15 protein-coding genes are annotated in these 15,477 nt (G+C 49.4%); 10 read left to right on the forward strand and 5 right to left on the reverse strand.

Annotated features, from left to right (window positions below; translation table 11 throughout):
* The first annotated feature begins 160 nt into the window (after positions 1–160).
* Both K3G39_RS12235 and K3G39_RS12240 read left to right on the forward strand, forming a co-directional pair.
* Positions 161–2,518: a TonB-dependent receptor domain-containing protein gene (locus K3G39_RS12235; protein ID WP_220626462.1), complete on the forward strand. Its 2,358-nt coding sequence runs from the start codon at positions 161–163 to the stop codon at positions 2,516–2,518.
* Positions 2,518–3,558, forward strand: coding sequence for a DUF4249 domain-containing protein (locus K3G39_RS12240; protein ID WP_220626463.1), 1,041 nt, complete (start codon positions 2,518–2,520; stop codon positions 3,556–3,558). Before K3G39_RS12235 ends, K3G39_RS12240 begins: the two co-directional genes overlap by 1 nt.
* Positions 3,559–3,627: 69 nt before the next feature.
* Here K3G39_RS12240 and K3G39_RS12245 read toward each other — a convergent pair whose 3' ends face one another.
* The 5 genes from K3G39_RS12245 to K3G39_RS12265 all read right to left on the reverse strand — a co-directional run bounded on the left by K3G39_RS12245 (position 3,628) and on the right by K3G39_RS12265 (position 8,210).
* Complete coding sequence (locus tag K3G39_RS12245; RefSeq protein WP_220626464.1) at positions 3,628–4,344, reverse strand: SAM-dependent methyltransferase; 717 nt, start codon at positions 4,342–4,344, stop codon at positions 3,628–3,630.
* Positions 4,345–4,568: 224 nt separating this feature from the next.
* Positions 4,569–5,339, reverse strand: a complete 771-nt coding sequence (locus K3G39_RS12250) for an alpha/beta fold hydrolase (protein WP_255594281.1) — start codon at positions 5,337–5,339, stop codon at positions 4,569–4,571.
* A gap of 70 nt (positions 5,340–5,409) precedes the next feature.
* Positions 5,410–6,462, reverse strand: a complete 1,053-nt coding sequence (gene selD / locus K3G39_RS12255) for a selenide, water dikinase SelD (RefSeq protein WP_220626465.1) — start codon at positions 6,460–6,462, stop codon at positions 5,410–5,412.
* A gap of 4 nt (positions 6,463–6,466) precedes the next feature.
* Complete coding sequence (gene mnmH / locus K3G39_RS12260; RefSeq protein WP_370627253.1) at positions 6,467–7,558, reverse strand: tRNA 2-selenouridine(34) synthase MnmH; 1,092 nt, start codon at positions 7,556–7,558, stop codon at positions 6,467–6,469.
* Positions 7,497–8,210 carry a pyridoxine 5'-phosphate synthase gene (locus tag K3G39_RS12265; RefSeq protein ID WP_220626466.1) on the reverse strand — a complete coding sequence of 238 codons (714 nt, stop codon included), beginning with the start codon at positions 8,208–8,210 and terminating at the stop codon, positions 7,497–7,499. Before K3G39_RS12265 ends, mnmH begins: the two co-directional genes overlap by 62 nt.
* A 166-nt stretch (positions 8,211–8,376) precedes the next feature.
* On the opposite strand from K3G39_RS12265, the gene K3G39_RS12270 reads away from it, so the two are divergent.
* The 8 genes from K3G39_RS12270 (at position 8,377) to K3G39_RS12305 (ending at position 15,364) form a co-directional block, all read left to right on the forward strand.
* Complete coding sequence (locus tag K3G39_RS12270; RefSeq protein ID WP_220626467.1) at positions 8,377–8,838, forward strand: GatB/YqeY domain-containing protein; 462 nt, start codon at positions 8,377–8,379, stop codon at positions 8,836–8,838.
* A 105-nt stretch (positions 8,839–8,943) separates the two neighbouring features.
* Positions 8,944–9,462, forward strand: a complete 519-nt coding sequence (locus tag K3G39_RS12275; RefSeq protein ID WP_220626468.1) for a CvpA family protein — start codon at positions 8,944–8,946, stop codon at positions 9,460–9,462.
* Positions 9,463–9,883: 421 nt separating this feature from the next.
* The gene (locus tag K3G39_RS12280) at positions 9,884–10,456 is read left to right on the forward strand and encodes an aminodeoxychorismate/anthranilate synthase component II (protein ID WP_220626469.1); all 573 of its coding nucleotides are present in this window, start codon (positions 9,884–9,886) and stop codon (positions 10,454–10,456) included.
* Positions 10,457–10,500: 44 nt separating this feature from the next.
* Positions 10,501–11,277 (forward strand): alpha/beta fold hydrolase, encoded by a 777-nt coding sequence (locus K3G39_RS12285; protein ID WP_220626470.1) that lies wholly within the window; start codon positions 10,501–10,503, stop codon positions 11,275–11,277.
* Positions 11,274–11,939, forward strand: a complete 666-nt coding sequence (locus tag K3G39_RS12290) for a CBS domain-containing protein (RefSeq protein ID WP_220626471.1) — start codon at positions 11,274–11,276, stop codon at positions 11,937–11,939. The genes K3G39_RS12285 and K3G39_RS12290 overlap by 4 nt, the downstream gene beginning before the upstream one ends.
* A gap of 8 nt (positions 11,940–11,947) precedes the next feature.
* Entirely contained in the window at positions 11,948–13,336 is a 1,389-nt protein-coding gene (locus K3G39_RS12295; protein ID WP_370627254.1) for a POTRA domain-containing protein, read from the forward strand.
* 15 nt (positions 13,337–13,351) lie between these two features.
* Positions 13,352–14,239, forward strand: a complete 888-nt coding sequence (locus K3G39_RS12300; RefSeq protein ID WP_220626472.1) for an NAD kinase — start codon at positions 13,352–13,354, stop codon at positions 14,237–14,239.
* Positions 14,240–14,362: 123 nt separating this feature from the next.
* Entirely contained in the window at positions 14,363–15,364 is a 1,002-nt protein-coding gene (locus K3G39_RS12305) for a DUF6089 family protein (protein ID WP_220626473.1), read from the forward strand.
* The last annotated feature ends 113 nt before the right edge of the window (positions 15,365–15,477 follow it).

The following is a 15,477-nucleotide window of genomic DNA, read 5'->3' on the forward strand; positions in this document are numbered from 1 at the left end:
AAGTTTTAGCGAGGGAAAAAGGTTCGGCATGAAGTTCGGATCGATTGAAGGGAAGTGTGAAGTAATCCAGCATTTTTTTGAAAAGCTTTTTATAGCTCATGGTAATTGAATGTCTAAACTCTGTATATTTAAAAGTTATTGCTACATTATCTCACCTTATATGCCTCGGAACGTAGTTGCTTTGCTTCTTTTGCTGCTTATCTCCTCTATTAATGCATGGGCTCAGTCTGCAGATGGCAGGCAGTACAAGTTGTCTGGCACCGTGAGAGGGGCTTGGGGAGAAAGACTTGAGGGGGCTTTTTTAGTGATTAAGCCAGGTGATAAAGGTGTGGTTACAGATAAGCAGGGACGCTTTTCGTTGCTGCTGGAGAAAGGTAGTTACGAAATTACCTGCCAGTATATCGGGATGGCACCGCTCCGCGAAACAGTTACCGTAGCCGGTGATAAGGAGATCGAGTTAACGCTGGTGCGTGTCAACTTCAAACTGAAAGAGGTAGAGATCACAAGCAGGCCTGTCACAGATATTAACAGCACTCAGATGGGCAGTTCGTTCATCGATCAGAAGATGCTGACACGTATGCCGAAGCTACTGGGAGAAGCTGACGTGATGCGAAGTGTTTCTGCGTTGCCCGGAGTTGTAAATGCAGGAGAGGGAACATCGGGCTTTTTCGTACGTGGTGGCAGTGCCGACCAGAACCTTGTGCTGATGGACGATGCCCCTCTGTTTAATGCCAACCATTTGTTCGGCTTCTACTCTGTCTACAATCCAGATATTCTTAAGAGTTATGAACTGCATCGAAGCGGTATATCTGCCAGGTATGGAGGCAGAATTTCTTCTATTCTGGATGTAAGCCTTCGGGATGGGAACGAGGAAAAAATGAAGTATGAGATCGGCCTGTCCCCCATTTCGGGGAAGTTTAGTATGGATGGGCCGCTATCTGATAAACTCACATTTCTGGTTGCTTTTAGAGGGGCGTTTCCAAGCTACATTATGAAGCTCTTCCCCAACCGGAATATCAAGAACAGCTCCGGTCATTTCTATGATGGCAACCTGAAATTTAAGTACAAACTGAACGCAAAGAATACTGTCAGTTTCTCTGGATACCATAGCGCGGACGGTTTCAAGTTTCCGAATGATACGACTTACCAGTGGAAGAATACGCTGGGAACACTTAAGTGGAGCCACCTTTTCAACAACAACTTTTCAGGTATAGCCACGCTGGTTAAAAGCCACTACTCAAACAAAGTCGAAGGCATTTCGATTGGAGAAGAATTTGCGCTTAACTCAGGTATAGACCTGACGCAGGTGAAGCTTGACTTCGGGTATTTCGGGCTCGATAACCATGCGCTTGACTTTGGGGCCGATGCAACTTTATACGAGATTCAGCCAGGACAATTAGTGCCATACGGCAGTTCCAGCCTCAACCGGCGGCGCCTGGAAAGCGATAAAGGATATGAATCATCCGTCTACATTAATGATGAAATGACACTGACTGACAGGCTGTCCATGTCTGTAGGGTTGCGTTTTTCTCGGTTTGCTAAGATCGGGCCTTCAGATATTTATGTTTATGCAGAAGGGATGCCCAGGAGTGATGTGAATATCATCGACACGCTATCCTATGGTACGGGGAAGGTGGTGCAGACTTATTCCGGGCTTGAGCCACGCGCATCTTTTAAGTACTCCTTAAATGGCAATACATCTTTAAAAGCAGGCTATAGCAGAACCAGACAGTACATTCAGCTTATCTCAAACACCGCCGCCATTACGCCGGTAGATGTCTGGAAGCTCTCGAACAATTACATCGAGCCGCAGGTAGCAGACCAGTTGGCTTTAGGATATTTCTATACAAGTGATGAAAAGTGGTATGACTTCAGTTGGGAGGTATACTACAAAAAGCTTTATAACCAGATCGATTACAAAGATGGCGCAACGCTACTCCTGAACCCCACACTTGAGTCGGATCTGTTATTCGGAGACGGAAACGCCTACGGTTCTGAATGGATGTTAAAAAAGAACCAGGGACGACTTACAGGATGGGTCAGTCTGACTTACTCAAGGTCATTTAGAAAGATAGCAGGTATAACCGAAGCAGAAACCATTAACGATGGAAAAGCTTATCCGTCTAATTATGACAAACCGATCAATCTGAACATATTTGCCGATTATCATCTCTGGCCCAAATGGAAAGTGACGGCAAACTTTACTTATACCACCGGCAGACCCGTTACCGTAGCGGATTCCTGGTATTGGTACCAAGGGCAGATCTTTGCCAACTATTCCGGCCGAAATCAGGAGCGAATGCCTGACTATCACCGCCTGGATGTGTCCTTGAATCGTGAAATTATCAAAAGAGGTAAGGCAGAGTATAGTGGCAGCTTTTCTGTTTACAACCTGTATGGCAGGAAAAATGCTTACTCTATGCTCTACCAGCACTACTATGGAGAAGCGCCGGGGGCGTATAAACTAGCCGTTATCGGGGCTCCTATACCTTCAATTAATTTTAATGTGAAATTTTAATGCGTATGCTAAGAAGGTTGCTGCCATTTTTTCTCCTGCTACTTTTCACCAGCTGCATCGACCCGGTCGATACGGATCTGAGCACTCAAAGAAAGCACCTGGTGGTAGAAGGTTACTTTACAAATGAAGCGAGTTTGAACTTTGTGCGGCTAAGTTATTCTCAGCCACACTCCTCTCCCTACAATGAGTTTGAAGAAAGGGCGATTGTAACTGTAATAAGTAATGAAGGGGAGTTGTACCAGTTCTTTTATGATAAGGCAGGGTACTATTATGCATCCACTTTTGGCGAAGCAAAGGGAGTTCCAGGGCGTACTTATACGCTCAACATCACAGTAGGCGACCAACTCTACCAATCTGAGTCGGTTGTTATGCGGGAGCCGATAGCAATAGACTCGATCCAGTTTGAGGTTACTGAGCAGACGTTCGCCTTTCCGGGAGAGCGCGAAAAGCAGTTGCTGCCGGGCTATAATGTATTAGTAGATTACAAGGATCCGGTAGAAGAGAAGAATTTTTTACGATGGTCCTTTGCTACCCAGTACGAGGTCCGAACTCAGCCACAGGATTACATTCATCCCTTCACAGGACTTCCCGCTCCAAAAGATTGTTGTACGCAATGCTTTCTGGAAGAAAACCTGGAACAACTCAAAGTGATAGATGACCGCTTGACCAATGGAAAGAATGTCCTTCGTCAAAATGTGCTCTTCATACCTTTCGAGAAATATTTGGGGGTGAAGAACAAGCTGACGCTATACCAGCATTCGATTAGTGAAGATGCTTACAATTTCTTTCGGATTCTGGAGCAGCAAAAGCTGGCCACAGGTACTGTGTTTGATCCGCCGCCGGCTGAAGTAAAAGGGAATATAACCAGTGTGAATAATACGAGTGAGCAGGTGATAGGCTTTTTCGATGTGTCCGGGGTCACCTCAAAACAAGTAACCATCCTGCGCAATGATATTGACTACCCTGTCATCCCGTTCCGTTACCCTGATGATTGCCGGGTAATGAAGAATGCAACCCCGATTATACCTGAAGGCTGGTGATGAAAATGCTGTATTTCAGGTATATCTTACCTTAAAAGCAGGTCTTAGTAAGATGTGCCTTCAGGCAAATCACTTATAAATCAGAAACACAGCCGGTTGCTTGTGAATATCTGGCAGCTTGCCTTTCCACTCGGCAATGGTTTTGGTTTGGATGAGTTCATGCTCAGGCGAGGTGATGTTGGCCGCAATGCAGAGACGGGTACCTCCGCTGAGGGTTTGCACAAGGTCTTCGAGCAGTTTATTATTGCGGTAGGGTGTCTCCATGAAAATCTGGGTCTGGTCCCGCTGTAGCATCTCCTTCTCCAGGTTTCGCAGTGCCTGTAGCCGTGGCCCTTTCTCGATAGGCAGATAGCCATGAAAAGCAAAGCGCTGCCCGTTGAAACCACTGGCCATCAGGCTGAGCAGAATAGCTGATGGGCCGGCAAAAGGCACTACCCGTATATCTTTCTGATGCGCATACCTGGCCACCTCAGCCCCGGGGTCGGCTATACCTGGGCACCCTGCTTCCGAAATAATACCAGCGTCTATACCTTGCTCCAGCAGTGGCTTCAGAGAGGCTTGTACCTGTGCTGGTGTGGCATCCTTATCTACCTGCACAAAATTGAGTTGCTCAATCACCAGTTCCGGACAAATGCTTTTGACAAAGCGGCGGGCGGTGCGCAGATTCTCTACAATGAAATAGTTTAGGCGATCAACCGTGTCCTTCACTTGTGGCGATATCACCTGATCGGCGGTGTCGTCTGCCAGTACAGTAGGTATAAGGTATAGTGTGCCGGTTTTTTTCATGAGGCTTTTAAGTGTTGAATGGCTGATGGTTGGAAGTTGCGAAGTTATACCTGTGGCTATACCTTAAGCATGAGCCGCAGCTTGTAACCACAGCTTATGCACTTGCGATTATTCCGGAAGATTGACTACCAGGTTAGTATGAGTTTACACAACCAGAAACATGCTGGAAAGTCATACTCAATCCTGAAAATCTTTTTTACAATCCTAAGAATCCTGATCCGGGCTTAGTCAGTATCCAGGAACCTGGTCACCAGATCGTATACCTTGTCAGGTGCTTCTGCGTGCACCCAGTGGCCGGCTTCAGGTATAGTTTCGACTTCTACGAGCGTAAACAAATGCTCAATAGTGCCATATACATCCTCTGGCAGAATATACCTGGACCTGCCGCCTTTGATGAAGAGCGTGTTTTTCTTGAAAGGTATATCGGAGGTGATAGGAGCGGCTATCTTATCGTAGTTCTTCTCAATCGCGTCGAGGTTCATGCGCCAGCCAAAGGTGTTGTCTTCTTTGCGATACAGGTTCTTCATCAGAAAGAGCCTCACATCCTCCTGCGAGATCGTTTTGGCCAGTTGTTTATCCACCTCACCGCGGCTGGTTACGCTGCTTATGTCCACCGACTGTAGCGCATCGATGATCTCGTCGTGATGCGGAGGGTAAGCCTTCGGGGCAATATCTACCACAATCAGCTTGGTGAGGCGGGTCGGGTATTTCAGCGCATAATTCATCGCCACTTTGCCGCCCATAGAATGCCCCATGATGGCTGGCGTAGGTATTTGCAGATCGTCCACCAGGTGTAGCACATCTTCGGCCATTGCATCGTAGTCGTGTTCTTCGCTGTGCGGGGAGCGGCCGTGGTTGCGGAGGTCTACCAGAAACACATTGTAGTGCTCCGACAGTCGCTTGGCCAGGGTTGCCCAGTTATCCAATGTACCGAACAGCCCGTGCAAGATCAGCAGCGGCTGCCCATGGCCCATTTCCTTGTAGTGTAGTTTCATGTTTTTCAGAGATCAGGGATCAATTATCAGTTACCAATGTAGGCTTACGGAAGCAAGACGCAAACGGTCGCTATACCACCCGGATCAGCCTCTCTTCGCCGTCACGTTCCCGCAGCACACCTAGCGGCTGGAGTTGCAGACCGTACTTTTCAAACAGCTGCAGCACTTCTTCGCGACCAATCGGGTCTACGGCGACCAGCAGGCCACCACTGGTTTGTGGGTCGCAGAGCAGGTGCTTCTGGTCTGGGTTGAGCTCGGCTATTTTGTGACCGTAGCTGTCGAAGTTGCGGTGCGTGCCGCCAGGTATAGCTTTTTGAGCCAAGTATTCCAACGCCTGCGGTATAACCGGCACTCTGTCGAAGTGTATTTCTGCTGTCAGGTTGCTGCCCTCACACATCTCGGAGAGGTGGCCCAGCAGGCCAAAACCCGTCACGTCAGTCATGGCTTTTACTTGTTGCAACTGCCCCAGGTCTGTGCCGATTTTGTTCAGCTGCATCATCTGCTGTGGCGCCAGGTGGACGTGCTCGGGCTTGAGGATGGCTTTCTTTTGAGCGGTGGTCAGGATGCCTACGCCGAGCGGCTTGGTCAGGTATAGCTCGCAGCCGGCGGTGGCAGTGTCGTTTCGTTTCAGGTTCGGGATGTCGAGCATACCGGTCACGGCCAGTCCGAAGATCGGCTCTGGACTGTCGATGCTATGGCCGCCAGCCAACGGTATACCTGCTTCGTGACAGATACTGCGGCTGCCTTCGATCACGCGCTTGGCAACTTCTGGCGCCAGTTTATCGATAGGCCAACCCAGCACGGCAATGGCCATCGTAGGTGTGCCGCCCATGGCGTATACATCAGAAATGGCGTTGGCGGAAGCGATGCGTCCGAAGTCATAGGCATCATCCACGATTGGCATGAAAAAGTCGGTGGTGCTGATGACAGCGCGGCCATTGCCAATGTCGTAAACGGCGGCATCGTCGCGGGAGCTGTTGCCCACCAGCAGCTTTTCGTTTTCGGGGTAGTGGATGTCGGTGTGCAGGATCGTGTCGAGCACTTTGGGGGATATCTTGCAGCCGCAGCCAGCGCCGTGGCTGTACTGGGTGAGTTTTATGGCTTGTGTGTTGGTTTCTTCCATGGTATTAAATCAGCTTTTGCTGTTTTGCGAATTCAATCAGGCGCTGGGCGTTTTCTTCCGGGTCCAAAGTTTCCAGAGGCAGGCGCAGCACACTTTGCTTTTTGGCCAGTTCGTAGGTATAGGCTTTGTCGTAATAGGTCAGGGCAATGTCAACCATCTTCTCCATGTCGCCAGCTGAGATGGCTTCAATCGCTTCTTTGGTGGCCAATCCGCCCAGTCGTTTCTTTATTCTCAGAATGGCAGACTCCAGCACAACCCGATCAGTGCGGCAATACTCCTCAGCGAGCTTCTGTATACGCAGCGATTTCGGAACATCGAGCACAACGGTTGGGGATACCTGCATATGTTGGTAGAGTGGTTTAGGCAACTGTACCTTTCCGATGCCGATACTTTCGTCTTCCAGCCAAAACGGTTTTTGATCATCCAGCTCGAGCATGGCCATACCCAGCAGGTTCTCGAAGTGCTCGGTGCTGGGCTGTGGTTCCATGCCGATGCCCCCGAAAGAAGAGCCTTTGTGACTGGCCAGCCCTTCGAGGTCAATGACTTGTTGACCGTGCTGCTGCAGGTATGGGAGCAGGTCGGTTTTGCCACTTCCGGTATTGCCGCTGATAATGAGCAGCGGGCGCTCCCGCTCAAACTGCTCGTGCATGTACTGCCGGTAAGCCTTGTAGCCGCCCTGCAGCAGGTATACCTGAAATCCGGCAAAGTCGAGGAGCCAGGCCATGGCACTGCTGCGCATACCGCCGCGCCAGCAATGCACCAGCACCTCTTTCGTCGGAGCCAGCTTCTCCGCCTCCTGTACAAACCCTGACATTTTAGGGCCAAACAGGTCGAGCCCGATCAGCACAGCCGGGTCGTGCCCCTGTTGTTTGTAAGCAGTGCCTACTTTAGCCCGCTCCTCATCCGAAAAAATGGGGAAACTAAGGGCTTGCGGTATACGGCCAATCGCATACTCTTTGGGTGCGCGGGCATCCAGCACTGGCAATTGCTTCGCTTCTGCCAAAAACTCTTGTATAGTGATGGTTTTGGCCACTTTATTTAAGTTGACGCAGGTATAGCTGGATCGTGTTTTCCAGCCCAAGGTATAGCGCGTCACAAATCAGCGCGTGACCGATGCTCACTTCCAGCAGGCCGGGTAGTGTGTCTTTTAAGTACTTCAGGTTGTCGAGGTCGAGGTCGTGGCCAGCGTTGAGGCCGATGCCAAACTCCTGTGCTTTTTGCGCCGCCACCAGGTATGAGCGTATCGCTTCTTCAGGGTTGGTTGGGTAGCCTTTGGCATAGGCTTCGGTGTAGAGTTCTACCCGGTCTGTTCCAACAAAAGAGGCTCCTTCGATCATCCGCACATCCGGGTCCACAAAAATGGAGGTGCGTATACCAAGCGCTTTCAGCTCACCGATCACATCCGTCAGGAAATCTTTGTGCTGCAGCGTATCCCAGCCGGCGTTGGAGGTGATGGCATCCGGCGCATCGGGCACCAGCGTGGCCTGGGCTGGTCGCACTTCTTTTACGAGTTTTAAAAAATCGGGCGTTGGGTTGCCTTCAATATTAAACTCAGTGGTCACGACTTCTTTCAGGTCATACACATCGCGGTAGCGGATGTGACGCTCGTCGGGGCGCGGGTGCACTGTTATACCTTCGGCCCCGAACCGCTCGCAATCCTTGGCGGCCTGCACTACATTGGGTCTGTCGCCGCCGCGGGCGTTCCGCAGTGTGGCTATTTTGTTTATATTTACACTGAGTTTGGTCATGGTATGTATGTTGTAGCCCGCAGGCTGGTGATACGTATGCATACGGAAAGACTAAATTAGTGGAAATTTGCTTAAGATGATAACCTATGGCATTGGCTGTAGTAGTGTATAAAGTATAGGCAGGAAGTCCATCACTTGCTGTTAATAATCAATCAACCATAAAACTATGAGTTTAAAACAACGCATTGAAACCGATATAAAGCAGGCGATGCTGGCCAAAGAAAAAGCTCGCCTGCAAGCGCTGCGCAGCATAAAATCGCTCATATTGCTGGCCGAGACCGAAAAGGGTGGCACCGACGGTATCAGCGAGGACACTGAAATGAAGTTGCTCACCAAGGCCGCTAAGCAGCGCCGTGAGTCAGCGGAGATATACGCCAAGCAGCAGCGCCCCGACCTGGAAGAGGTTGAGCTGGCCGAGCTGGCCGTAATAGAAGAGTATTTGCCAAAGCAGCTAGACGAGGGTGACCTGCGCATTCGCCTGCTGGACATTATTCAGCGTGTGGGCGCAAGCGGCCCTTCAGACCTGGGCAAGGTGATGGGCGTTGCTTCCCGCGAACTGGCCGGACAGGCCGACGGACGTGCTATTTCCAAAGCCGTAGGGGACTTGCTGAACAATACAGATTTCTAAGATCAGGATTTTTGCTGCCTGCATACTAGCGTGCGTGTTGCAATTACACTATATTTGAAGGCAGGAGCGACAGGTGTTCGCTTCTGCCTTTAATGTTTTTATCCTGTGAGTACCTTCGATATTTTTCTGGCCATACCTATTCTGTTCGGCGCCTTTATGGGTTTCCGCAAAGGTCTTTTGCTCGAACTTATTTCGCTGTTTGCACTTGTGCTGGGCATTCTGCTTGGCCTCAAACTGCTTGATTCCGGTCTGCCCATCATGAAAGAGTACATTGGCGATGCCGGTGGTCTACTGCCTTTTGTCACCTTTCTGGTTATTTTCGTGGGCATCATATTAGGCGTAAGAGTGCTGGGTATCCTGCTCAAAAGAGTGATCGATTTCACCCCGTTCGGCTTGTTTGATAACATATTGGGCGGCCTGTTGGGCGCCTTGAAATGGACCGTGGCCCTGAGTCTGCTGCTCTACGTTTCGGAGATGGCAGGTATAGCCATCACACCCGAGACAGCGTCAAGCTCAATGGTATACCCATTCGTCGTAAAAACAACACCCTATGCCCTTGGGGTTATGAGTTACGTGCTGCCGTTTGTAAAGTCGCTGCTGCTTTCGCTCAAAGAGCATTTTTAGGGATGATATGGCGGGATTTGATAATAGAGTAATAGCTAACTATTTAAAACCCCAAAGGAACCACCTAAGCCAAAAATTTGAAAAACCTGATACTAGATAAAGCAGTCAAAAATGTAATGGTTATACTCATTACATTGCTATCCGCTTTTGTTTGGTTCTTCATCAAAGGTTTACAATGGGATGCATTTATCAATGTTGTTTTCCAGTTTTGCCTTTCATGGCTGTTAAGCTATGCTGCTACTTACTTTTACTCAAAAGCTTATGATGCACATTTTCATATGAGGCTTTGGAAGAATCTCTATTTATTCATTATCGCATTAACTTTATTAAGTTATTATTTCCTGCCAGAAAGTCTGTAGTTTATACCCTTCTATCGTCACCCGCACATCCCCTTATCACCGATTAGCACATTACTCAAACCATGCTGCTTCTGCTCGATAACTTCGACTCCTTTACCTACAACCTGGTGGACTATTTTGGTCAGTTAGGAGCAGAGGTGCACGTGTTGCGCAACGATGTGAAGCTGGAAGAAATCATAGCGCTGCCCATTGAAGGGATCGTCTTGTCGCCTGGGCCGGGAGAGCCGCAGCAGGCAGGGGTGATGATGGACGTGATTCGGCATTACCACGACAAATTACCCATGCTGGGTATCTGTCTGGGGCATCAGGCGCTGGGCGAGTTTTTCGGTGCCCGCCTCGATAAAGGTATAAAGCCCATGCACGGCAAAATCTCCGAGATCATTTGTGAGGATGATCCGCTTTTTTCCGGCCTGCCCTCCAAAATGCCCGTTGTGCGCTATCATTCCCTGGTCCTGAAAAGCTGGCCTGACACTATTGTGCCGCTTGCGTATACAGCCCAAAAGGAGCTAATGGCCTTCAGACACAGCACACTTCCGTTGTATGCGCTGCAGTTTCACCCGGAGGCCGCCCTCACGACTTATGGGCTCGATATGCTGCAAAACTGGCTTGATTTTGTTAATATTGCAGGTCGGTAGCAGCCAGACTTTTTTACAACACATTACTTTTAGCAATTACAGGAATGAATCTACAGGTCAAACACGAAGGCGAATTTCAGTACATAGACGAAGGCGAAGGCGAAATATTGCTGTTACTGCACGGCTTGTTCGGAGCTCTGAGTAACTGGAACGGTGTAGTAGACCATTTCTCTAAAAGCTACCGTGTGGTTATTCCGCTCATGCCCATCTATGAGATGGCACTTCACAAAGCAGGTGTGCCGGGGCTGGTTTCTTTTATTGAAGATTTTGTTAAATTTAAGAATCTGAGCAATATGACGCTGCTCGGCAACTCGCTGGGCGGGCATGTGGCGCTGGTCTATACCTTAAAGAATCCGGCCAAAGTAAAGCGCCTGGTGCTCACGGGTAGTTCCGGCCTGTTTGAGGATTCGATGGGCGGCTCGTTTCCCAAGCGCGGCAACTACGAATATGTAAAAGAGCGTGTAGGCTATACCTTCTACAGCCCCGAAACGGCCACGAAAGAGCTCGTAGATGAGGTGTTCGACATTACCAACAGCAATGCCAAGTGTCTGCGCATTATTGCCATCGCCAAGTCGGCCCAGCGGCACAACCTGGGCAAGGATCTGGAGAACATTCAGGTGCCTACCCTGTTAATATGGGGACTGAACGACACGATCACGCCGCCGCTGGTGGCACACGAGTTCAACCGACTGATTCATAATTCCGAACTTTATTTCATAGACAAGTGCGGACATGCGCCGATGATGGAACATCCGGAGAGATTTAACAGTATCTTAGATAAATTTTTGGCCAAAACACAAGTAAGAGAAACAGCCACATGATCGCAGAAGAACTCATCAACCAAATGATACCGCCGCTTAAGCTTTACGACACCGTTGAGAAGGCTTTGCGATGGATGGATGAGTTCCGCGTAAATGAACTGCCTGTGTCCCGCAACCGCAAGTACATGGGCTTGGCCACCGAAACCAACCTGATTGAGCTGCCGGACCGTGACCAGACGCTGGAGCATGTTGAACTGGAGTATAGCGATGTGTTTGTGATGCACCACCAGCATTTTTATGATGTGATGGAGGCCGCTATCAAAAACAAGATACAGGTAGTGCCCGTGCTCGACGAGGAGCAGGACTACATGGGCATTATCACTATCAACGACACCCTGGCCGCTTTCGGGCAGATGTCGGCATTGCAGGGCCAGGGCAGTATTCTGGTGCTCACAATGCCGGAGCGCGACTACTCGCTTGGTCAGATCAGCCGCCTGATAGAGGAGGATAATGCCAAAATCCTGAGTGCCTATGTATCGCCCGACGAAGTAGACCCCTATAATATCAAGCTCACGCTTAAACTCAACACTTCTGATCTTAACCGTATCCTGGCTACGCTCGAGCGCTTCGAGTACCGTGTGACGGCCCAGTTTCAGGATGCCTCCAAATACGACGTTGGCCGCGACCGGCTGGACATGCTCTTCAAGTACCTGGACATATAAGCCCGTTTGTGAGACTGCGTGCCGCCCTTTTGCTGTGCCTGAGCTGGCTATGCCATACCTTGGCGGCACAGCCCTGCAACACGCCTGTGGCAGTGATTGACAGTATCGGCTTTGCCGGAAACGAGGTGAGCAAGAGTCGCATGCTGCTGTTTGAGCTGAACATTGCCCCCGGCGACACGCTGGCAACCGCTGAGTTGGAAGAAAAGCTGGAAGAAAACCGGAGAAGACTCTTTAACCTGCGTCTTTTTCATGAAGTGGGCTATACCTATACCTGTCGCGAAGGCCTGGTGACTGTGACCTTTACCATGCAGGAGCGCTGGTACCTATACCCTATACCAATCTTGGACATAGCCGATCGTAACTTCAATGCCTGGCTCGAGCGGCGCGACTGGAGCCGTGTCGATTATGGTATCAACCTGATCAGGCGCAATTTCAGGGGGCGCAACGAAGAGGTGCGCATCAGGCTGCAGCAGGGTTTTAACAAACGACTGGAATTCACTTACCGGGTACCGTATATTAGTCGCGCCCACAAACTAGGTATGGACTTCGGTATAGCAGACTACCGTAGCCGCGCCATTGACTATCGCACGCTCAACAACCGGCAGCGGTTTTATGTGCAGGAGAGTGGCGTGCCTATTCAGCGAACACTGCTCACATCCGGCATCACACACCGGCAGAGCGTGCAGCGGCAGGAAGGACTACGATTAACCTATGTGCAGGAGCAGGTAGCTGATACAGTTTTGACTCTGAATCCGGAATATTATAGCGAAGATAATCAAGATCGACAGTACCTGCGACTAGAGTTATCCAAAGTGGTGAACCTGCGTAACTCCTTCGTATACCCACTTACAGGCAGTTATTTCGAGGCGATTGCCGCGCAGACTTTCTTCCTCAACGGGAATGGAACACCTATCACGACCTTGCGCGCGAAGTATGTAGATTATCGTCACTTATCAGGTAAATATTATTATTTTGTGGGAGGTGAAGCGCAGGCCCGACTATCGAAGCATTATGCCTATGCTGATAATGTAGCATTGGGTTTTCGTTCGCTGGTGCGGGGTTATGAGTTGCAGGTAGTAGGCGGTCAGTACTTCGGGTTGTTTAAGCAGGGACTTACACGCGAACTCTTTCAGCACGAGGGCATGCACCTGAAATTTATTAAAAGCCCCAAGTTCAACAAAGTGCCGCTCGCGCTGTATGCCAACGTATTCACAGATGCAGGCTATGTCGTAGATGAGGTGTTTGAGAAAGGCAACCCGCTCGCAAACCGACTATTGGCAGGTATAGGAGTAGGGCTGCATCTGGTCACTTTTTATGATTTTGTGTTCCGGGCTGAATATACCATCAACCGGGAGAAGACCAGCGGTTTTTACCTGAGTGGCCGTTTCCCTTTTTAATGAAAAAGAAGATATATGAAGATAGCTATACTGGGAAAACCCTTCGACGAAGAATACGGACCTTTTATCCAGAACCTGTTTGACGAATTGCTGCGTCGGAAGGCTGAGGTAATGGTGGTGGAGCACTTCAGTCTTTTTTTGCAAAATCGTATCAACCTACCGGAGGACATCTCGACCTTTAACCGCGGCGACAGCCTGGTGGGAGTTGACTTTGTGCTAAGTCTGGGCGGAGACGGCACCCTGCTGGACACAGTTACGTATGTAGGGGCTCTTCAAATTCCGATTTTGGGTATCAACACAGGTCGACTCGGGTTCCTGGCCACCATTGCACACGACAGCATTAACCTGGCCCTGGATGCTCTTTTCAAAGGCCATTATACCTTCGATGATAGAGCCTTGATCCGGGTAGACTCCGATCTGGAAATATTTGACGGTATCAACTTCGGGTTAAATGAGTTCAGTTTGCTCAAGCGCGATTCCTCGTCCATGATAGCCGTGCATGCGTATATAGATGGGGAGTATTTGAACACCTATTGGGCCGACGGACTGGTGGTCGCTACCCCGACCGGATCGACGGGCTACTCACTGAGTTGCGGCGGTCCGCTGGTGCTGCCGCAGACCAACAATTTCGTTATTTCACCCGTATGCCCTCACAACCTGAACGTGCGGCCCATGATCGTGTCAGACCGGAGTGTGATCTCGTTTGAAGTGGAGGGGCGCAGCAGTACTTACCTCGCTTCCCTCGATTCAAGATCCGTTCCTGTAGATATGTCAGTTCAAATAGCAGTGCGTCGAGAGAACTTTGTGGCACGGCTTGTTAAGCTGCACCACGTCAACTTCCTGACCACGCTACGGGGCAAATTAAACTGGGGTCTTGATAAAAGGACAAATATTTTTAGGTAAATTATATTCAATATTTAATATACATATTTTTATACCAGAAAATTATTTCTATTTTTGTCACAAAGGTTTAATTTGGATGAATTATAAGCCTGCGGAAATACGCTTAAAAGAAATTGGTTCGCTATGAAGAAATTTACTACGCTGTTTTTATTACTTACTGTTGTGCTGACTACTGTGGCCATAGAGGCTGAAGCACAGCGATTTACCAAGCGAAAGGAGTACTCTACGGTGGGTATTCAGTTAGGAGCTTCTAACTACTTCGGCGACCTGGTGCCTCAGCCTAACTTTACAAGTATGCGCGTGAAGTCTACCCGACCAAGTATAGGCATCAATTATACGCATCGTCACTTCCCGCGTATTTCATCGCGTGTGGCTTTCAACTGGAACCGTATCGCGGGTGATGACGCCCTGGCAGCAGGACCGGACGAAGGGGAGAACTTAGGCCGTTACAGACGTAACCTGTCTTTCCGCAACGACATTAAAGAGTTGAGCGCTGTAGCGATCATAGACCTTTTTGAAAACCGCAACTACTACCGTCGTCGTCCAGACTTCGTGCCTTATGGTTTCATAGGTGTGGCAGTATTACACCATAACCCAAAAGCGTATTATGAAAATGGTTCGCACCCAGGTCTGTCAGCTGACAAGGATATTCCTACTGGTTGGTATGAACTGCAGCCGCTTGGTACGGAAGGTCAGTTCGTGGATCAGGAGGGAACCGTTAGTGACCCTTACAGCCGTGTGCAGATTGCTATTCCGTTTGGCCTTGGTGTAAGATACAAGCTGGACCGTAACTGGGACTTTAGCTTTGAGGTAGGTTGGAGAGCCACCTTTACAGACTACCTGGATGACGTAAGTACAGCCCACGTAGATAAAAATGTGCTGCTTAGCGAAGGAAACCGCGTAGATAACCGCAATGCCTCTGTTATTTTCTCTGACAGAAGCGCTGAGTCAGGTTTTACAAACGACCTGATCACAGAACCTAATGGATTTAGCCGTCTGCGCCCTTACGGTACAAGCAGCAACCGTACCCGTGGCAACAGCTCTGACAACGACTGGTATATCCAAACCAGCCTTGGTCTTAACTATATTCTGAACCCACGTGTAAGAAGACCTAAATTCAGATAATATAACGGAGTATAGTGCGTTGTTTTCCTAAACTCCGAAACAAGTTTACATGATTTTGAATACATTCAGACAGACGCTCCTTATTTGTGTACTACTGCAAATTGGGAGCGTCT

The organism is Pontibacter sp. HSC-14F20, assembly GCF_019599265.1.
Taxonomy (GTDB): domain Bacteria; phylum Bacteroidota; class Bacteroidia; order Cytophagales; family Hymenobacteraceae; genus Pontibacter.

Coding starts and splice junctions, on each gene's coding strand:
- K3G39_RS12235 (WP_220626462.1), top strand. CDS start 161: ATGCCTCGGAACGTAGTTGCTTTGCTTCTTTTGCTGCTTATCTCCTCT.
- K3G39_RS12240 (WP_220626463.1), top strand. CDS start 2,518: ATGCGTATGCTAAGAAGGTTGCTGCCATTTTTTCTCCTGCTACTTTTC.
- K3G39_RS12245 (WP_220626464.1), bottom strand. CDS start 4,344: ATGAAAAAAACCGGCACACTATACCTTATACCTACTGTACTGGCAGAC.
- K3G39_RS12250 (WP_255594281.1), bottom strand. CDS start 5,339: ATGAAACTACACTACAAGGAAATGGGCCATGGGCAGCCGCTGCTGATC.
- selD (WP_220626465.1), bottom strand. CDS start 6,462: ATGGAAGAAACCAACACACAAGCCATAAAACTCACCCAGTACAGCCAC.
- K3G39_RS12265 (WP_220626466.1), bottom strand. CDS start 8,210: ATGACCAAACTCAGTGTAAATATAAACAAAATAGCCACACTGCGGAAC.
- K3G39_RS12270 (WP_220626467.1), top strand. CDS start 8,377: ATGAGTTTAAAACAACGCATTGAAACCGATATAAAGCAGGCGATGCTG.
- K3G39_RS12280 (WP_220626469.1), top strand. CDS start 9,884: ATGCTGCTTCTGCTCGATAACTTCGACTCCTTTACCTACAACCTGGTG.
- K3G39_RS12285 (WP_220626470.1), top strand. CDS start 10,501: ATGAATCTACAGGTCAAACACGAAGGCGAATTTCAGTACATAGACGAA.
- K3G39_RS12290 (WP_220626471.1), top strand. CDS start 11,274: ATGATCGCAGAAGAACTCATCAACCAAATGATACCGCCGCTTAAGCTT.
- K3G39_RS12300 (WP_220626472.1), top strand. CDS start 13,352: ATGAAGATAGCTATACTGGGAAAACCCTTCGACGAAGAATACGGACCT.
- K3G39_RS12305 (WP_220626473.1), top strand. CDS start 14,363: ATGAAGAAATTTACTACGCTGTTTTTATTACTTACTGTTGTGCTGACT.